14 protein-coding genes are annotated in these 16,444 nt (G+C 55.0%); 6 read left to right on the plus strand and 8 right to left on the minus strand.

Annotation, left to right across the window (positions count from 1 at the left end; all coding sequences use genetic code 11):
* Positions 1–17: 17 nt before the first annotated feature.
* From dapF to LN341_RS15100, 3 genes are read right to left on the minus strand one after another with little or no spacing between them, the layout of a single operon-like run.
* Positions 18–848 (minus strand): diaminopimelate epimerase, encoded by an 831-nt coding sequence (gene dapF, locus LN341_RS15090; RefSeq protein ID WP_234203726.1) that lies wholly within the window; start codon positions 846–848, stop codon positions 18–20.
* Positions 849–868: 20 nt separating this feature from the next.
* Entirely contained in the window at positions 869–2,119 is a 1,251-nt protein-coding gene (lysA, locus tag LN341_RS15095; RefSeq protein WP_234203727.1) for a diaminopimelate decarboxylase, read from the minus strand.
* A gap of 28 nt (positions 2,120–2,147) precedes the next feature.
* A complete protein-coding gene (locus tag LN341_RS15100) occupies positions 2,148–2,267 on the minus strand; it encodes a lipoprotein (RefSeq protein ID WP_234203728.1) in 120 nt (39 codons plus the stop codon).
* A 76-nt stretch (positions 2,268–2,343) separates the two neighbouring features.
* Between LN341_RS15100 and cyaY the strand changes: the two genes are divergently transcribed.
* The gene (cyaY, locus tag LN341_RS15105; protein ID WP_234203729.1) at positions 2,344–2,655 is read left to right on the plus strand and encodes an iron donor protein CyaY; all 312 of its coding nucleotides are present in this window, start codon (positions 2,344–2,346) and stop codon (positions 2,653–2,655) included.
* A 71-nt stretch (positions 2,656–2,726) separates the two neighbouring features.
* Here the strand turns inward: cyaY and LN341_RS15110 are convergent, their stop codons facing one another.
* Positions 2,727–5,324, minus strand: coding sequence for a class I adenylate cyclase (locus LN341_RS15110; RefSeq protein ID WP_234203730.1), 2,598 nt, complete (start codon positions 5,322–5,324; stop codon positions 2,727–2,729).
* 390 nt (positions 5,325–5,714) lie between these two features.
* Here LN341_RS15110 and hemC point away from each other — a divergent pair, with 390 nt between their 5' ends.
* From hemC to LN341_RS15130, 4 genes are read left to right on the plus strand one after another with little or no spacing between them, the layout of a single operon-like run.
* Positions 5,715–6,650, plus strand: a complete 936-nt coding sequence (hemC, locus tag LN341_RS15115; RefSeq protein WP_046221890.1) for a hydroxymethylbilane synthase — start codon at positions 5,715–5,717, stop codon at positions 6,648–6,650.
* Positions 6,647–7,399, plus strand: coding sequence for a uroporphyrinogen-III synthase (locus tag LN341_RS15120; RefSeq protein WP_234203731.1), 753 nt, complete (start codon positions 6,647–6,649; stop codon positions 7,397–7,399). The genes hemC and LN341_RS15120 overlap by 4 nt, the downstream gene beginning before the upstream one ends.
* 4 nt (positions 7,400–7,403) lie before the next feature.
* Positions 7,404–8,567, plus strand: coding sequence for a uroporphyrinogen-III C-methyltransferase (locus LN341_RS15125; RefSeq protein ID WP_234203732.1), 1,164 nt, complete (start codon positions 7,404–7,406; stop codon positions 8,565–8,567).
* Entirely contained in the window at positions 8,564–9,751 is a 1,188-nt protein-coding gene (locus LN341_RS15130; RefSeq protein WP_046221831.1) for a heme biosynthesis protein HemY, read from the plus strand. The genes LN341_RS15125 and LN341_RS15130 overlap by 4 nt, the downstream gene beginning before the upstream one ends.
* A 364-nt stretch (positions 9,752–10,115) precedes the next feature.
* On the opposite strand, the gene LN341_RS15135 is transcribed toward LN341_RS15130, so the two are convergent.
* The 3 genes from LN341_RS15135 to LN341_RS15145 all read right to left on the minus strand — a co-directional run bounded on the left by LN341_RS15135 (position 10,116) and on the right by LN341_RS15145 (position 14,736).
* Positions 10,116–10,589, minus strand: coding sequence for a hypothetical protein (locus tag LN341_RS15135; RefSeq protein WP_234203733.1), 474 nt, complete (start codon positions 10,587–10,589; stop codon positions 10,116–10,118).
* Between the two features lie 41 nt (positions 10,590–10,630).
* Positions 10,631–11,398: a class I SAM-dependent methyltransferase gene (locus LN341_RS15140; protein ID WP_046221829.1), complete on the minus strand. Its 768-nt coding sequence runs from the start codon at positions 11,396–11,398 to the stop codon at positions 10,631–10,633.
* A 194-nt stretch (positions 11,399–11,592) separates the two neighbouring features.
* Positions 11,593–14,736 carry a bifunctional diguanylate cyclase/phosphodiesterase gene (locus LN341_RS15145; protein WP_234203734.1) on the minus strand — a complete coding sequence of 1,048 codons (3,144 nt, stop codon included), beginning with the start codon at positions 14,734–14,736 and terminating at the stop codon, positions 11,593–11,595.
* 115 nt (positions 14,737–14,851) lie between these two features.
* Between LN341_RS15145 and asnC the strand changes: the two genes are divergently transcribed.
* Positions 14,852–15,313 (plus strand): transcriptional regulator AsnC, encoded by a 462-nt coding sequence (gene asnC / locus LN341_RS15150; protein WP_027251479.1) that lies wholly within the window; start codon positions 14,852–14,854, stop codon positions 15,311–15,313.
* Positions 15,314–15,359: 46 nt separating this feature from the next.
* Here asnC and hemB read toward each other — a convergent pair whose 3' ends face one another.
* On the minus strand, positions 15,360–16,406 hold the full coding sequence (hemB, locus tag LN341_RS15155) for a porphobilinogen synthase (protein WP_234203735.1): 1,047 nt from the start codon (positions 16,404–16,406) through the stop codon (positions 15,360–15,362).
* Positions 16,407–16,444: the final 38 nt, after the last annotated feature.

Consider the following 16,444-nt stretch of genomic DNA (forward strand, 5'->3'; position numbering starts at 1 on the left):
CGGCAACTTGCCACACGTCAGAGCGTGATCTGGCCATCGAACACATGCGCAACAGGCCCGGTCATATACAGCGGCTGACCATCGCCAGCCCAGCGAATCTGTAAGTCACCGCCGGGCAGCGTTACAGTCACATGGGTGTCGAGCAAGCCCTGTCGCTGACCAATCGCAACCGCAGCACAGGCGCCGCTGCCACAGGCCTGGGTTTCGCCGGCGCCGCGTTCATAGACCCGCAGGCGGACGGCGGAACGCGACATCACCTGCATGAAGCCGACATTGACCCGCTCAGGAAAACGTTCATGGCTTTCCAGTAACGGGCCGAGCGTTTCGACATCTGCCGTATCGACATCCTCCACCACAGTGACACAGTGCGGGTTGCCCATACTGGCAGCACCACAGAATACGGTGTGATCTGCCGCGCGCAGGATGTAGGTTTTCTCTTCCTGTTTGGCCTTAAACGGAATTTTTTCCGGCGTAAACTCAGGAACGCCCATGTTGACCGTCACCTGATTGTCGTTCTCCAGTTGCAGCACCATCTTGCCCGACTTGGTACTGACCGCGATACGGTACTTATTGGTCAGCCCTTTCATGGAAACAAAACGGGCAAAACAACGGGCTCCGTTACCGCACTGCGACACTTCGCTGCCATCAGCATTAAAAATACGGTAGTGAAAATCCGTCTCGGGATCATAAGGCGGCTCAACGACCAGAAGCTGATCAAAACCCACCCCGCGATGCCGATCCGCCAAACGCCTGATGGCGTCCGGGGAGAAGAAGATGTTCTGGGTGACACAGTCAACAACCATGAAATCATTGCCCAAACCATGCATCTTAGAAAATTGAAACTGCATCGGCGTTCTCTCGCTATGGATTAAGGCAACAGGCGCTCAGACTGCCACAACTGGCTCAGTGTTTCACGTTCGCGCACCACATGCGCCTGATCGCCATCCACCATGATTTCCGCCACTCGCGGACGGGTGTTGTAGTTGGAGGACATCACAAACCCGTAAGCGCCGGCAGAACGCACAGCGACCAGATCGCCTTGTTCCAGTTTCAACAGGCGCTCTTTGCCGATGTAGTCACCGGTTTCACAAATCGGGCCGACAAAGTCATACTCCATCGGCTCGCCGTCACGCGGGACGACCGGCACGATCGCCTGCCAGGCGTGATACAGCGTCGGACGGATCAGATCGTTCATGGCGGCATCAACGATGGCAAAATTTTTGTGCTCAGTATGCTTGAGGTACTCCACCCGGGTGACCAATATACCGGCATTGGCGGCAATCGCACGGCCCGGCTCAAAAATCAGCTCGAGATCCATGTGATTTTCCAGTCGCTCCAGCAGCGCTTTCGCGTAATCGGAAGGCAGTGGCGGCTGCTCATCGTTGTAGGTCACGCCCAGGCCGCCGCCGACATCCAGATGGCGGATCACGATGCCTTCCGCTTTCAGGGTATCAATCAGCGCCAGCAGGCGATCGGTGGCATCAATGAAAGGCGTCAGCTCAGTGAGCTGCGAGCCGATATGACAGTCCATGCCAATCACATTGAGATTCGGCAGGCTGTGCGCCAGACGATACACTTCCGGGGCACGGTCAAAGGCAATACCAAACTTGTTGTCGCGCAGACCGGTAGAAATGTACGGGTGCGTCTTGGCATCCACATCCGGGTTGATGCGCAGCGACACAGACGCCACTTTGCCCATCTCTGCGGCCACCTGATTCAGGCGCTCCAACTCAGGCTCTGATTCCACATTAAAGCACTTGATCTCCAGTTCGAGTGCCCGGCGCATTTCCGCGGCGGTTTTACCGACACCGGAGAACACAACCTTACTGGCATCCCCGCCGGCGGCAATCACGCGCTCCAGCTCACCGACAGAGACAATATCAAACCCGGAACCCAGCCGGGCCAGAACATTTAATACACCCAGGTTGGAATTGGCTTTCACCGCGTAACAGATCAGGTGCGGGTGATCGGCCACCGCACTGTCAAACGCACGCCAGTGGCGCTCCAGGGTCGCACGTGAATAAACATAAAGCGGCGTGCCAAAACGTTCAGCCAGGTCAGTTACTGCGATATCTTCAGCGTAGAGCTGGCCGTCTTGCTGATAATTAAAATAATCCAATGTGGTCTCTTCCCTGTTATGGCCGCGGTTATTGGGTTTGCTCTGTCTGTTCGCTATCATCGGCAGGCATATACAGCGGACCGCTCTGGCCGCAGCCTGCCAATGTCAGTACTGTCAGAATAAATGTTGCTATAAAACCTGTACGCATTTTTAAAGCCAGTGATAATGATTGCAATGCCCTCTATAATCGCACCCACACTAGGAAAAGCAATAGGACTTACAGGATGAACGATACTGAATTTCATAAACTGGCTGATCAGGTACTGATGCATATCGAGGAAGGCATCGATCAATCCGGTGCAGACATCGAATATGAAACCACAGGTAATGTACTGACACTGGAGTTTGAAAACCGCAGCCAGATCGTCATCAACCGCCAGGAGCCGCTGCATGAAATCTGGGTGGCGTCCAAATCAGGCGGGTATCATTTTAAATATAACGACGGGATCTGGCGCTGCACCCGCAGCGGTGAAGAGCTGATTGCCCTGATTAAGCGCGAGTGCTCAGTACACGCAGAAGAAAGTGTCGACTGGTAAAAACGATTCCGGCGCCGCAGAGACATCCCTCTGCGGCGCCGGATAACCCAAGCCCGAATAGGCGTGTAGCCTTAAGACAAACTCATCTGGCCGCCTTTGCCGGCCTCTTCCGCATTGACATTCGCAGCATTGGCTTCATTGTCGGCAGCCAGCCGTCGCTCTGCCTGATAGCCGCTCTTGTAAGGCAGCACCTGACACTCTCCCTCAGGGCCATAGACGATATGGTAGAACTGCGGCAGGTTAAAATTAATAAAATTCGAGCTGTAGCTGAATCTGTCCTGCGCCGAAGTATAAAAACGGTTCACGCCATGAACCATTTCATCCATGTTGCCGCTGCACTGGCGGTAAACTTCAATCCGGTTGGTTTCATCAAGAATATAAATATTGAAACCGTGGTTTTCACAGTCTTCAAAGAAGAACTGAATCAGACCCTCGCTGGCGTAAGCATCAACAATGGACGGCGGATGCGGCTCATCGGTTTTCCCCATCACCACACTGGCCGTACCCAGCAGTTTATTACTGGAAATACAGCGATAGAAATCGACCGAGTTTTCCAGCTTCTGCACTGAGACCCCACGACGCTCAAAGAACAGGCCGTGCGTCTGACTGCCAATGCGAATCGCTTTAAAACGGCGCTGCTTCTCCTGCTGCTCCACCGGCATCAGGCGCATCTCAATACACTCAGCCACCAGCTGATAGACCAGGTTGCGGATCATCCCGCGCATGTGCTTGCTGTAACAAAAGACATCGACCGACTCAGGCGAAATCGCATCCTGGTGCATCTTGCTCAGAATGGTTTTCAGTGCATCCAGCATGGCGTTTTCACCCTTGAAGTTCAGGGTGCGCACTTCATTCCACGAGTTCCGGTAAATCAGATCTACGCTGCCGACCAGACAGGTCTGCTCAGGACCGAAGCTGAAGATATCTGTGTTCTTAAAATCAAACTTCACCGCCCGGCTTTTCATTTCTTCCGTCGGATCCTGCTCCAGGTTGATGAAAATCCCCAACTGGCGAATTTCACACGGGCTGGACAAGGCCTTCAGGCCTGGCTTGGGGCGGCGGATTGAAAAGGTATTGCGGATATCACTCACCATCTGGTACAGCTTGTCGATATCCATCGCTGAATTGCGCACCACAGTGTGCAAATTGGTCGTTTCGGTCAGCAGGCCGTTGAAATACGCCCAGGCCACCAGTTTGCTCAGGTAACGGTTGTGCTCTAACGACGGCTGACCCAGGATGGCATACGGATCCAGCGGCTGCTTGTACAGATACCAGCCCGCGGTATTAGTCCGCCCGGCAGGCACCTGAATAAAAGTCAGATCTCCTTCGTGCAAGTCAGGCGACACCTGCGGATTAAGCAGAGTCACTTTGCCAGGCAGAACCTCAAACGCCGCATACAGCTTACGGGCCAGAATACTGATATCTTCCGGGCTGATCGACGAGGTAATGTCGTTGCGGCGCGCGAACAGGATCAGGTTACGATAACTGAGCATCAGGGCATCAAGCAGTTCATTATGAGCGCGCTTGACCTGTTCCACCTTCCAGTTGCGGCGGTTATCCAGCTCTTCAATGACCTCACGGGACCATTGCCACTCAGTGGTCAGCTCCGCCAGCACCTCACGGCGCCAGGCGACTGAGCCAATACCGGGTTCGCGGGTCAGTTTTTCGTGGGTCTTCAGATAAAAACAGCGACGCACCAAATCCAGACGGCGGTGATCGTGAATCCGCTCCAGATAACGCGTCACTTTTTCCAGCATCAGGTAATAGGCATCCATCGCATAGTGCGACGACTGCTCGGAGAAAAAGCGCCGCTTGCCGTCCACGCTCAACAGTTGCGTGTGGGGATACTCACAGGAATAAGCTTCCAGCAAAATGGCTTTCAGAACCGATTTATAGGGAGAGTCGATACTTTTATACAGATGCCACAGGCTGGAGCCGAAATATTCTTCGGCCGGAATGCGGCAAAGGCCGCCAAAATCAATCCACTCATCGCGATTGATATAACCATTGGCCGCCAGATAAGCGACATAATCGTCATAACACTCTTCCATTTCCGGCGGCACCAGATACCACAGGAAACGCTGCCCTGCCAGATGCACAGCCGAGCGGTAGAATTCATCCAGCAACAGCAAATGCTGACTGGAACCACAGTTATCCCCGCTCAGGGCTTCCGAGCGGTTATGGCGAAAACGGTTATCGTCGATCAGAAAAAAGTTCGCTTCCACGCCTTGTGACTGCGCCCAGCCGGACACGGCTTTACACTTGGTCAGCAGCGCTTCACGCTCATCGACAGGCATGCGGGTGCGGATACAGACCCAGATATCCAGATCACTGGTCAGGCTCTGGCCCAGCGACGAGGTGCTGCCCATCGCGTATAAACCCAGAATGTCACCATCGGGCGAGTCATGAAAAAAAGCAGCGGGAAGATCGAAAGCAAAATGCTCACGGATCAGGGTAGACTGACGTGGCGTCGGGACAAATGACGCAATACCTTGCGGTACCTCGGCATCCTGGTAGCCAGGCAAGGCGGGATGGTTCACATGCAACAGCACAGGCAGCACACTGAACACCTGCTCAGATTGTGCGTTCATGGCAAGACGCGCACGTTCAACCCGACGGTGGTTATGCTTATCCAACCTGCCAATTAAGGTATTTATATAATTTTGCAAATTACTCTTCCAAGAGCTACCAGCATCCAGAGCGGCCCGAATCTTGTCATCGTTAGGGGACTCTGTGAGCCATTCGTGAGCAAAAACGTGATCAATCTAACACTTTTCAGGCATGCCGTAAAGCCTGCGCAGTCTGCCAGCGCCTCAGCCTGATCCGTCGTACTCAATTCCATTTAGTATCACCACAAAATAGTACAATGGTTTGAAATCGCCAGCACCCTGTACTTTGGAATACAGATCACATTCACGAATGTGACCTATCTCCCATAAGCGATATCACAGAACCGGACAAATGCGCTTCACCGCACCGGCCGCAACATCTAGATTACCTTACCCGTATCGGAGTGGTACGATTAGTATATTTAAAGCAATTAGATGGACCCCCAAGCTATGACTGAGATGCCAATCCGGATCGCAACCCGAAAAAGCCCACTCGCCCTATGGCAGGCGGAATATGTTAAGGCCGCTCTGGAGCAGGCCCACCCTGGCATTATTGTCGAACTGGTTCCTATGGTTACCAAAGGCGACATTATTCTTGATACCCCACTGGCCAAGGTGGGTGGCAAGGGGTTGTTTGTCAAAGAACTGGAGCAGGCCATGCTGGAAGGCCGCGCCGATATCGCCGTGCATTCAATGAAAGATGTCCCGGTCGAGTTTCCCGAAGGCCTCGGCCTGGTCACCATCTGTGAGCGTGAAGATCCGCGCGATGCGTTCGTGTCCAATCACTACGCCGATCTGGACGCGCTGCCACAGGGCGCCATCGTCGGCACCTCCAGCCTGCGTCGTCAGTGCCAGCTGCTGGCCAGTCGCCCGGATCTGCAGATTAAAACCCTGCGCGGCAACGTGGCGACCCGGCTGCGCAAGCTGGACGAAGGCGAATACGACGCCATCGTGCTGGCCTGCGCCGGATTAAAGCGCCTGAAAATGGAAGACCGCATCCGCTGCGCCCTCGCCCCTGAGATCAGCCTGCCAGCAGTTGGTCAGGGCGCCGTCGGCATTGAATGTCGCCTGGACGATACCCGCATCCGGGGCCTGCTGGCGGCTTTGAGTGATACCAGTACCACCACCCGTGTGCTGTGCGAACGAGCAATGAACAACCGACTGGAAGGCGGCTGTCAGGTGCCTATCGGCAGCTATGCCGAACTGGAAGGCGATCAAATCTGGCTGCGCGCGCTGGTGGGTGAGCCGGATGGCAGCCAGATTGTCGCCGGTGAAATTCGCGGACCGCTCGCGGATGCAGAACGTCTGGGCACCCAGCTGGCCGAAGAACTGCTCGATCGCGGGGCACGCGAGATACTGACCCGCCTGTACGACGAGGCCGAATGACCGTCCTGATCACCCGACCTGCCCCGCACGGCGAGGCACTGGCACAGGCATTGGCCACAAAAGGCATTCAGGCGCTGGTTCAGCCACTGCTGACCATCGCACCGGGTGCCGGCCTGCTGACGCTGGGTGATCAGCTCGCCAGACTGAAAAAAGGCGATTGTCTTATTGCTGTCAGCCCCCACGCGGTAAAAATGGCACATACTTACCTGACAGAAAAAGGGATTTGCTGGCCTGACGGAATACATTATCTCGCCGTCGGTCAGCAAACCGCCGCCGCGGTGGCAGCGGCCTGTGGTCAGCATGTCGATGCCCCGCAGCAGGAAGACAGTGAAGGGCTGCTGGCCCTGCCGGTGCTGATGAACCCGGCAGGGCGAAAGGTACTGATATTACGCGGCAACGGCGGCCGCGAACTGATTTTCGAGACACTGACCGAACGTCAGGCCAGTGTCGCTTACTGTGAAACTTATGCCCGACACTGGCTGGCACTCAATGGCGCTGTTTTGAGCCGGCAGTGGCAACAACAGGGTGTGGACTCACTGGTGGTCACCAGTGGTCAGCAACTGGAATACCTGTACCGGTTAATACCGGCGCAGGCAAAGCCATGGCTGATAGCCTGCCACTTGCTGGTCCCCAGCGAGCGCATTGCCAATCAGGCCAGGGACATTGGCTTTTGCCATATCACAACTGTGGGCAGTGCCAGCAATGCCACACTGCTTGCTACACTAAATACAACAGGCACAACGGGATAAACGGATGACTGAGAAGAAAACCAATAACGATACCCCTAAGACAGACAAGCAGTCTGATGCCTCTTCCAAGGCCAAGGAAACGCCACACACTGCCGGCACGCCCCCTGAATCGTCTGCCGCCAGTCAACCTGCGGCCCCCGCCGAATCCGGCAAAGGCAGCAAAACAGGTTGGGTCGCCATCGCACTGGTTATCCTCTTGGGTGCCGGCCTGTATTATCACGGCCACCAGCAAAACCGTGCGCAGTTAGCCCAGGTGACTGCGCTGAAAGCCGAGCTCAGCAATCTGAAAAGCGAGCTGACGAAGACGAGCCAGGATGTCAGAAGCGAGGTTGATCAGCGCTTACTCAGCGCTTCAGGCAAGCTGGAACAGCAGACCAATGACATCAAAGGCCTGCAACTGGCAATGTCGGAAGTGAAAGGCCGTCGACCGAATGACTGGTTACTGGCCGAAGCCGATTACCTGACCCGTATGGCGGGACGTAAACTTTGGCTGGAGCACGATGTAGCCAGTGCCACCGTATTGCTGGAAACCGCCGATAACCGCCTTGCCCAGCTCAATGACCCCAGCCTGACAGCACTGCGCAGTGCGATGAATGATGACATCACCACCCTCAAGGCCGTGGCCCGCATTGACCGTGACGGGATCGTACTCCGCCTGACCAGCCTGCAGGAGATGGTGGCCGGTTTACCGCTCGCCAACGCGATTGTGCCTGAATCTCTGGAACAGCCGCAGCGTGAAACCGTCAGCGACTCTGTCTCTGACTGGCAGTCGAATCTGATGACTTCGCTGAAGCAGTTCAGCGAACACTTTGTGACTTACCGCAAGCGCGATGGCAATGTCATTCCGCTCTTGTCCCCGGAGCAGAATTTCTACCTGCAGGAAAACATTAAATCCAAGCTGGAAACCGCGATTAAAGCGGTGTACCGCGAACAAGGTGAGCTGTACACCCAGTCGCTGACCATGGCCAAAGACTGGGCCAGCCAGTTCTACAATACGGACGATGTGAAAACGCAGAGCTTCATTAAAGGCCTCAATGAGATGGCCGGTCAGAACATTGAAGCCAGCTATCCGGACAAACTGAAATCCCCTTCGCTGTTAGCGGATCTGGTCAATCAGCGTCTGCGGCAACAGATCGCTCCCGTCAAGACTGAGGAGGATCCGGCATGATTAAACTTCTCCTGCTGGTCGCCGCGCTGATCGCCGGCATCGTTGTCGGCCCGATGCTGGCCGGCAACCAGGGCTATGTGCTGATCTCCGCCGCCAACCAAACCCTGGAAATGAGCCTGACCACACTGATCTTGCTGGTGATCCTGCTTTTCGGTGCTTTTTTTCTGCTGGAGCATCTGCTCAAGTGGCTGCTGTCCCTGAGCAGTGTCACCCGCGGCTGGTTCTCTGGTCGCAAGACCCGCAAAGCACGTGAGCTGACCTCCAGCGGTCTGGTCAAGGTCCTGGAAGGGGACTGGAAACAAGCGGAAAAGCTGGTCGTCAAATCGGCCAATCACAGCGACACCCCGCTCCTGAACTATCTTGCCGCCGCGGAAGCCGCACAGGGACAGGGCCAACTGCATCAGCGTGACGAATATCTGCGCCTGGCCGCCGAACAGGACAGCGACAGCCTGGCAGTGGCACTGACCCGGGCCAGACTGCAGTGCCAGCAGCATCAATATGAAGAAGCGGTCGCCACGCTGCAGGAGATGAAAAGCAGCCATCCGCGTAATCCGCTGTTACTGGACCTGCTGAAACAATGCTATGTCCAGCTGGAAGACTGGCCAGCCCTGCTGGGTCTGATTACGCCGCTGAAAAAGTACGGCAACCTCAGCGATGAGCAATTGGATCAATTAGAAGAACAGGCCGAATGCGGCTTAATGGCACAGATCAGCCAGCACAGCGGCAGCGATGGCCTGATGGGACACTGGAACAGCCTGAGCCGTAAAGCCAAGCAGAATCCTGAGCTGGTTGCCTGCTTCGTGCGGGAGATGTGCGCTCGCAACGCCGACAGCGAAGGCTACACCATACTGCGTGAAGCCCTGCGTAAGAAGATCGACTCTCGTCTGATCAGCCTGATGCCAACCCTGAAACTGACCGATTATCACCCCGCCATTGTGACCCTGCAGGATTTGCTGAAATACGACAGTAATAATGCCGCCACCCATAGTGCGCTGGGGCAATTGTATCTGCGTGACGGCAAGCCCAAGGAAGCCCGTACCCACCTTGAGCGGGCGATTGAACTGCACCCGACAGTCGCCGATTACGGTTATCTGGTCGAGGTACTGGAAGCTCTGAACGATAAAGCCGCTGCCGCCCGCTTATCGAAAGAAGGATTAACCCTGGCCCTGCCGGCCAAAATCTGAGCGGACAGACATACCTGTTACTAAATGTAAAAAAGCGCCCTAATCGGCGCTTTTTTGTCCCATTTAACATTGTGTTAACGGGATTTAATTCCGCTTTTGTATCCATCTGTTAATAGCCATTTCATCATATATATTTGCTATTGATGGCAGTATGTAAAAAATATTCAATGTGGCCTCTTTTAGCGCTATAGATGGAAGTAAGGCTATGCTCCCTTGGTTAATTGTTTCTGGCATTATTGTTGCGGTCATCACTTGCCTGATGACGGCCGTGCTGATTAAAGAATCCTGATGGATTCATTCCCCCTGAAACCAAGAAGCCTCCGTTAACGGAGGCTTCTTTTCTCTGGCTGGTTACTGAAGAACATCAGGCACTGGCTTGATAGATCAGTTTGTCGAACTGCCGCTGCATCTTCTCGGCTTTTTTCCGGTACTTTTCCGCCTTCTTATGGTACTTGCCACTTTTCTTGAGACACTTACGCTTCTTTTTCGCCAGCTTACGCAGCTTCTTATCCAGCTTTCTCACCGAAACACTCAGCAAACCCACCGGCAGCCCCAGCATGGCACCGCTTTCCAGACGCTCGCCCACAGGCGGTAACGAAGCGTCCTGAGCCGAACCAGACGGCGCAGCCATCGCAGACGCCACAGTCACAGCGGGGATAATGGCAGCGGCCTGTTTGCCCTGCACGGGCAACCGTCCCGGTTTGCACAGCGATGATTTACCATTGGCGACTCTGGCACAGCTACGACAAACATATTGGGGGGCGCTCACCAAGTCAGCAATAGAATCGAGCTTCTCACTGATTTCTGAACGCCGATACTTACACAATGACCGGGTCATCTCGCTTTCTCCAACCTGCAACAGCCAGTGGCCTGCAGCGGCTATTTCATTGCCGCTTTGACATAGACATCAAAACGGTTCTTCTTGGTATGGATCACGGTTGACGGCGACTGACCGTCAAGCCAGGGCGCATAGTCAGGACGCTTGACCACCACACGTTTACCGGCCAGCGCCAGCGCAGGGGCCAACAGCAGATCAGCATCCATATCGGCACCGACCAGGCTCTGGAACACACGCATTTCTTTTTTCACCAGGGCTGACTTCTTTTTATGGGGAAACATCGGATCCAGATACACCACATCCGGTCGCACATCAGGGTCTGCCGCCAGCTCCGTGAGTGCGTCCTGGCTGGTGGCATGCAACAGACTCATCCGTTCACGCACCCAGCCACCGATTTCTGCATCGGCACCAGCACGGCGCAACCCGTCTTCCAGTAAAGCAGCCACCACAGGGTGACGCTCAACCATCTGTACCCGACATCCCAGGGAAGCCAGCACAAAGGCATCGCGCCCCAGCCCCGCCGTGGCATCCAGCACAGTCGGTGTCACCCCGCTTTTTAGACCCACGGCTTTGGCGATCGCCTGGCCACGCCCGCCGCCAAACTTGCGTCTGTGCGCGGCAGCGCCGCCGGCCAGATCGACAAAAACCGCTCCCAGCTTGGGTTCATCCTGCTTGAGCAGTTCCAGACGCTCTGCCGTCAAAGACAGCGCAAACTGCGCCTGAGCGTGATGCGCCAGCCCCCAGCGGGCAGCCAGTTCAGTCAGCTCGGCGTGACGTTCAGGTTGATCACAAAGTAAAGCGATTTGCACGGGTGTCTCCGCAAACAATGTCCGCCCGCGATGAGGCAGGCCGACAGGAATCCATATAGTGTGGCGGATTATACCCAATCAGGATCCGTTATTGGTCTACTTTTTGATACGAAGGACACGCAGCAACAAAGCCAGGCGTGAAGTGCGAGGTCGCTCGCCCCGGACACACCAGACCAGCAGGTATCCCAGTGAATTTACAAAACAGTCGCTGTGACAGGCGCCTGGTTTAAACGCTCGACCAGTCTGGCCAGCGGCATCGGTTTACCAAACTGGTAGCCCTGTGCATAGTCGACACCCAGTTGCTCCAGGCGTCGTAAAATGGCGTCGTTTTCGACAAACTCAGCCACGGTCTGCTTACCCATTTTCTTCGCCAGTTCGTTAATGGCTTTGACCATCGCAAAATCCACTTCATCATCGGCAATGTCCCGCACGAACATACCGTCAATTTTGATCAGATCAACCGGCAGGCGTTTCAGGTAACCAAACGATGATAACCCAGCACCAAAGTCGTCCAACGAAATCAGACACCCCAGCGACTTCAGCTGGGTAAACAGCTCTATGGCTTCACTCATATTGCCGATTGCGGCGGTTTCGGTAATTTCCAGACACAGCTTACTGGCCGGTACACTGGATTGCCCAATGCGCGACAGCAGAAAATCAACAAAGTCAGGGTTGCCCATTGACTGTCCGGACAGATTCACAGAACACAGCTTGAGCGGCGTAACCGCTTCCGGGTGGGCTTCGAGCCAAAGCAGCACGGCGTTAACTACATACCGGTCAATCAGGTGCGCCAGGTTGTAGCGTTCGGCAGCCGGCATAAATAATCCGGGCGGGATCATAGCCCCGTCGCTGCTGCGCATCCGGATCAGAATCTCATAGTGATGGCCGGCGGACGGCGTTGCCAGCGGTGCAATGGCCTGGGCATAGAGTTCAAACCGCTGCTCATCCAGCGCGCGCCGGATATGATTCACATAGGCCATTTCCCGCTCGCGCCGTTGCAATTCTTCATCATCCGGACGGTACAAATGCAGGCGGTTGCGGCCTTCATCTTTGGCGGCATAACATGCGGTATCGGCCTGGGCGTGGACCTGCTGAGGCGAGCCGGCGGTATGGTCAATCAAGCGGATCCCGATCGAGGCACTCAGACTGAAGCGGGTGTTCTGCCAGTAGAATTCACTCTCTTCCAGCAAATGCAGAATTTCAGCGCCCAAACGCAGCGCCCCTTCGACCTCGCAGTGGCTGAGGATAATGGCAAACTCATCGCCACCCAGACGGGCCAGCGTGGCCTTATGCGGCATGATCCCCCGCAACAGCCAGGCCACTTGCTTGAGCGCCTCATCACCGGCTTCATGACCTGCCGTATCATTGATGACTTTAAACTGGTCGAGATCCAAATAGAGCATGGCATGACGGGCGCCTTTGTCTCTGGCTTCCGACAACGACACATCGAGCTGACGCTCAAAATAACTGCGGTTGAACAAACTGGTCAGATAGTCATGATTGGCCTGGTATTCCAGTTTGGCTTCCAGCTCGCGGGTGCTGGTAATATCTTCGCCGACCAGCAACAGCTGATGCTGAGATAAAGAAGAGCGGATGGTTTCCCGGATCCAGACCGCTTTGCCGCTGGCACTGGTATAACGCAATTGGCGCCGCCAAACGTTCTGCTCATCTTTACCCTGATGGGCCGAGATGAAATGCTGGGGAATGTCTTCCGCATCCAGGTAGAAATCGGTCACTTTGTGGCCCAGCATTTCCCGCTTGCTGTAGCCCAGTAATTCGGTGGCAAACTGATTCACCGACTGGATGCGGCCATGCTGGTTAATCGCCAGCAAAATCACAGGTTGCTGCTCGTAAAGTAGGCGGTAGCTGATTTCCCGCTCCCGCAATTTTTCTTCCATATGATGACGGGAAGTCACATCCCGGGCTTCAAGCAGTAACTGACCTTCAACGCCTTCCGTCTGGGGCAAGGGTTTGATGGAAATATCCAGGATTCGCGTGCCGTCTTCACTGCTGTTGATGCCGGTTTCAAACCTCACCAGCTGGCTGCGCGTCGCCGAAACAAAGGACTGTTTTAACTGCTCGGTACTGGCGCGCTCCCAACAGCCCCAGTCCCAGAACGGACGGTCATACTTGATCACCGAACGGCCCAGCAAATCCTGCAGCGCCAGATTCGCCGATTGTAACTGACCGCTCGGGTGCAAGATGGCAATAAACTGGAAACTCTGGTCAAACACCCCTTCGAACAGGGTTCGGCTCAGCGTCAGTTTTCTTTCACTGCGACGCAGGCGCCGGATAATCACAATCAGCAGCAGGATCACTGAGAGCATCACGGCCAGCACCAGACTGAACAACCGGACCTGACCGGCATACTTGTCGAACCAGCTCAGGGGCCGGTTCACCAAGAGTACCTGCTCCTGATCCACCGGGATTTTCCAGCGCTGCAAGGCCGGGTAATTAAACATGACCTGACGGGGGCTGTTCAGAAACAGCGGGTATTCGGTATTGGGATCGTGCAGCACCTGCTTTAACAACTGTCCCAGTATCATGCCCTGATCGTAGCCCCGGCTGACCACGCCTCCCAGTGCCCCGCCTTCAAGCAGAAAGCGGTAGGAGACATACACAGGTGCATTTGCGCTGCGGGTCAGGGTCTGCATCAGCTCACGGCTCGGCATATACACACCATGGCCATCCACAAAATAGCTGAGAAAAACAATCGCAGAGTGCGGAGGCAACTGGCTGACCGCCTCGAACAAGTCGGCAAACGACTGCGGGCTGAGGTAGGTGTAATCCAGTTCCGGATGCTGGCTGAGGTAGGTCTGGGCATCCTGCCAGAGCTCACGGCCGGTTGTAGTGTGATCGGTAATAAAGTAATACTGCCGGACCTCAGGCTGCACGGTCTGAATTAAGGTCATGTTTGCGGCAACATCATTCGCTTCCAGTACCCCGCCGATACGGCTCAGATTGGCATGCTTGGCGGGCTTGTAGGTATTAATACCCGACATCAGCACAGGCGTCGGGCCGATTTCATCCGGCAACTGATTGACCAGCCACAGGGCGTTATCATCGGTGACCAGGATGGCATCAAACTTTTCACTGCTGAGTTTGGCCCGGTACAAATCCACCAGCTGATCCAGATACCAGGGGGACTGGTACCGTTTGCTGTCCATGTAGTCGACCTGAAGGTGTACCGGCTCTGAACGCACGACGGCTTCCAGCCCTGCTTGCTGTGCATCCGTCCATTGCATCCCCTGATGATAGGAATGAATCACCAGCACATTCGCTTCAGCCAGCGCCAGTCTGGGGAGAAGAAGTGCCAGGAGCAAGAAAACTAAGCGCATGAAGAGACAGCCATATCCTTTATTTATGCAGTGATTGTGAACCAATCCTAATCCGTGCGTCATGAGTCAAGCCAGTATATGATGCAGTAGTTGCGAACTACCACGGAAAGATGCCATGACCCCGCTCCCTCGTCTTGATGATTTAGACCGAGATATTCTGAATGCCCTGATGCACGATGCCCGGATCCCGTATGCAGAAATGGCCAAACGCTTCAATGTCAGTCCGGCCACCGTCCATGTCCGTGTCGAAAAAATGCGCGCCGCCAACATCATTACTGGAACTGAGGTGATTATCAACCCTAAGCTTCTGGGATATGACGTCTGTTGCTTTATCGGGATTAATTTGAATGCGGCCAGAGACTATCACTCCGCGCTGGCAAAACTCAATGAACTCGACGAAGTGGTTGAAGCCTATTACACCACAGGGGCATACAACATATTCGTCAAGCTGATGTGCCGCTCGATTGAAGAGCTGCAGTATGTGCTGATCGACAAACTTCAGGCCATTGACGAGGTGCAATCAACCGAAACCCTGATCTCACTGCAAAACCCGATCAATCGCAATGTGAAACCCTGATCGTCAGGCAAGAAAAAAGCGAGCCAGGCTCGCTTTTCTGAAGCGTTTACTTTCTGTCGGCCACACTGGCCTGACGTTCTGCGGCTTCCGCCGCCAGCCATTCGGCCACGGATTTGGCAAAGTAAGTCAGAATCCCGTCGGCACCAGCCCGCTTGAAGCACAGCAACGATTCCAGCACGGTTTCTTTTTCTTTCAGCCAGCCATTCTGGATTGCCGCCATATGCATGGCATACTCCCCCGACACCTGATAGGCAAAGGTCGGCACCTGCAGCTCAGTCTTCACCCGGCGCACCACATCCAGGTACGGCATCCCAGGTTTCACCATCACCATGTCGGCTCCTTCCTGCACATCCATCGCCACTTCGTGCAGGGCTTCGTCTGTGTTGGCCGGATCCATCTGATAGGTTTTCTTATCGCCGCCTTTGAGGTTGCTGGCCGAGCCGACCGCATCACGGAACGGGCCGTAATAGTTCGACGCATATTTGGCCGAATACGCCATGATCTGGGTATGGATATAGCCGGCTTCTTCTAACGCTTCACGGATGGCACCGATGCGGCCATCCATCATGTCAGATGGCGCCACGATATCGGCACCGGCTTCTGCATGCGACAAGGCCTGCTTGACCAGGACTTCCGTCGTTTCATCGTTGATCACATAACCATTGTCATCAATAATGCCGTCCTGACCGTGGGTAGTGAACGGGTCCAGTGCCACATCCGTGATCACGCCCATTTGCGGCACATGCTCTTTGAGCAGACGCACCGCGCGCTGTACCAGACCTTCAGGGTTATAGGCTTCGGCAGCGCAAACACTCTTGAAGTCCTGCGACACCACAGGGAACAAGGCAATGGCCGGTACACCCAGCTTGGACAGGTATTCCGCTTCCAGCAGCATCAGATCAATCGACAGACGTTCCACTCCCGGCATGGAGTCCACCGGTTCCCGGCGGTTTTTCCCCAGCAGGATAAACATGGGATAGATCAGGTCGTTCACTGAAATCTGATGTTCTGCCGTCAGTCGGCGGCTGAAATCTTGCTTGCGCACACGGCGCATACGACGGGCCGGAAATGCCCCCTGAATCGATACAGACACTGCTCACTCCTTGTTGGTAATGCGGCAACACGTACCGC

The sequence above is a fragment of the Photobacterium sp. TLY01 genome, assembly GCF_021432065.1.
GTDB lineage: Bacteria > Pseudomonadota > Gammaproteobacteria > Enterobacterales > Vibrionaceae > Photobacterium > Photobacterium halotolerans_A.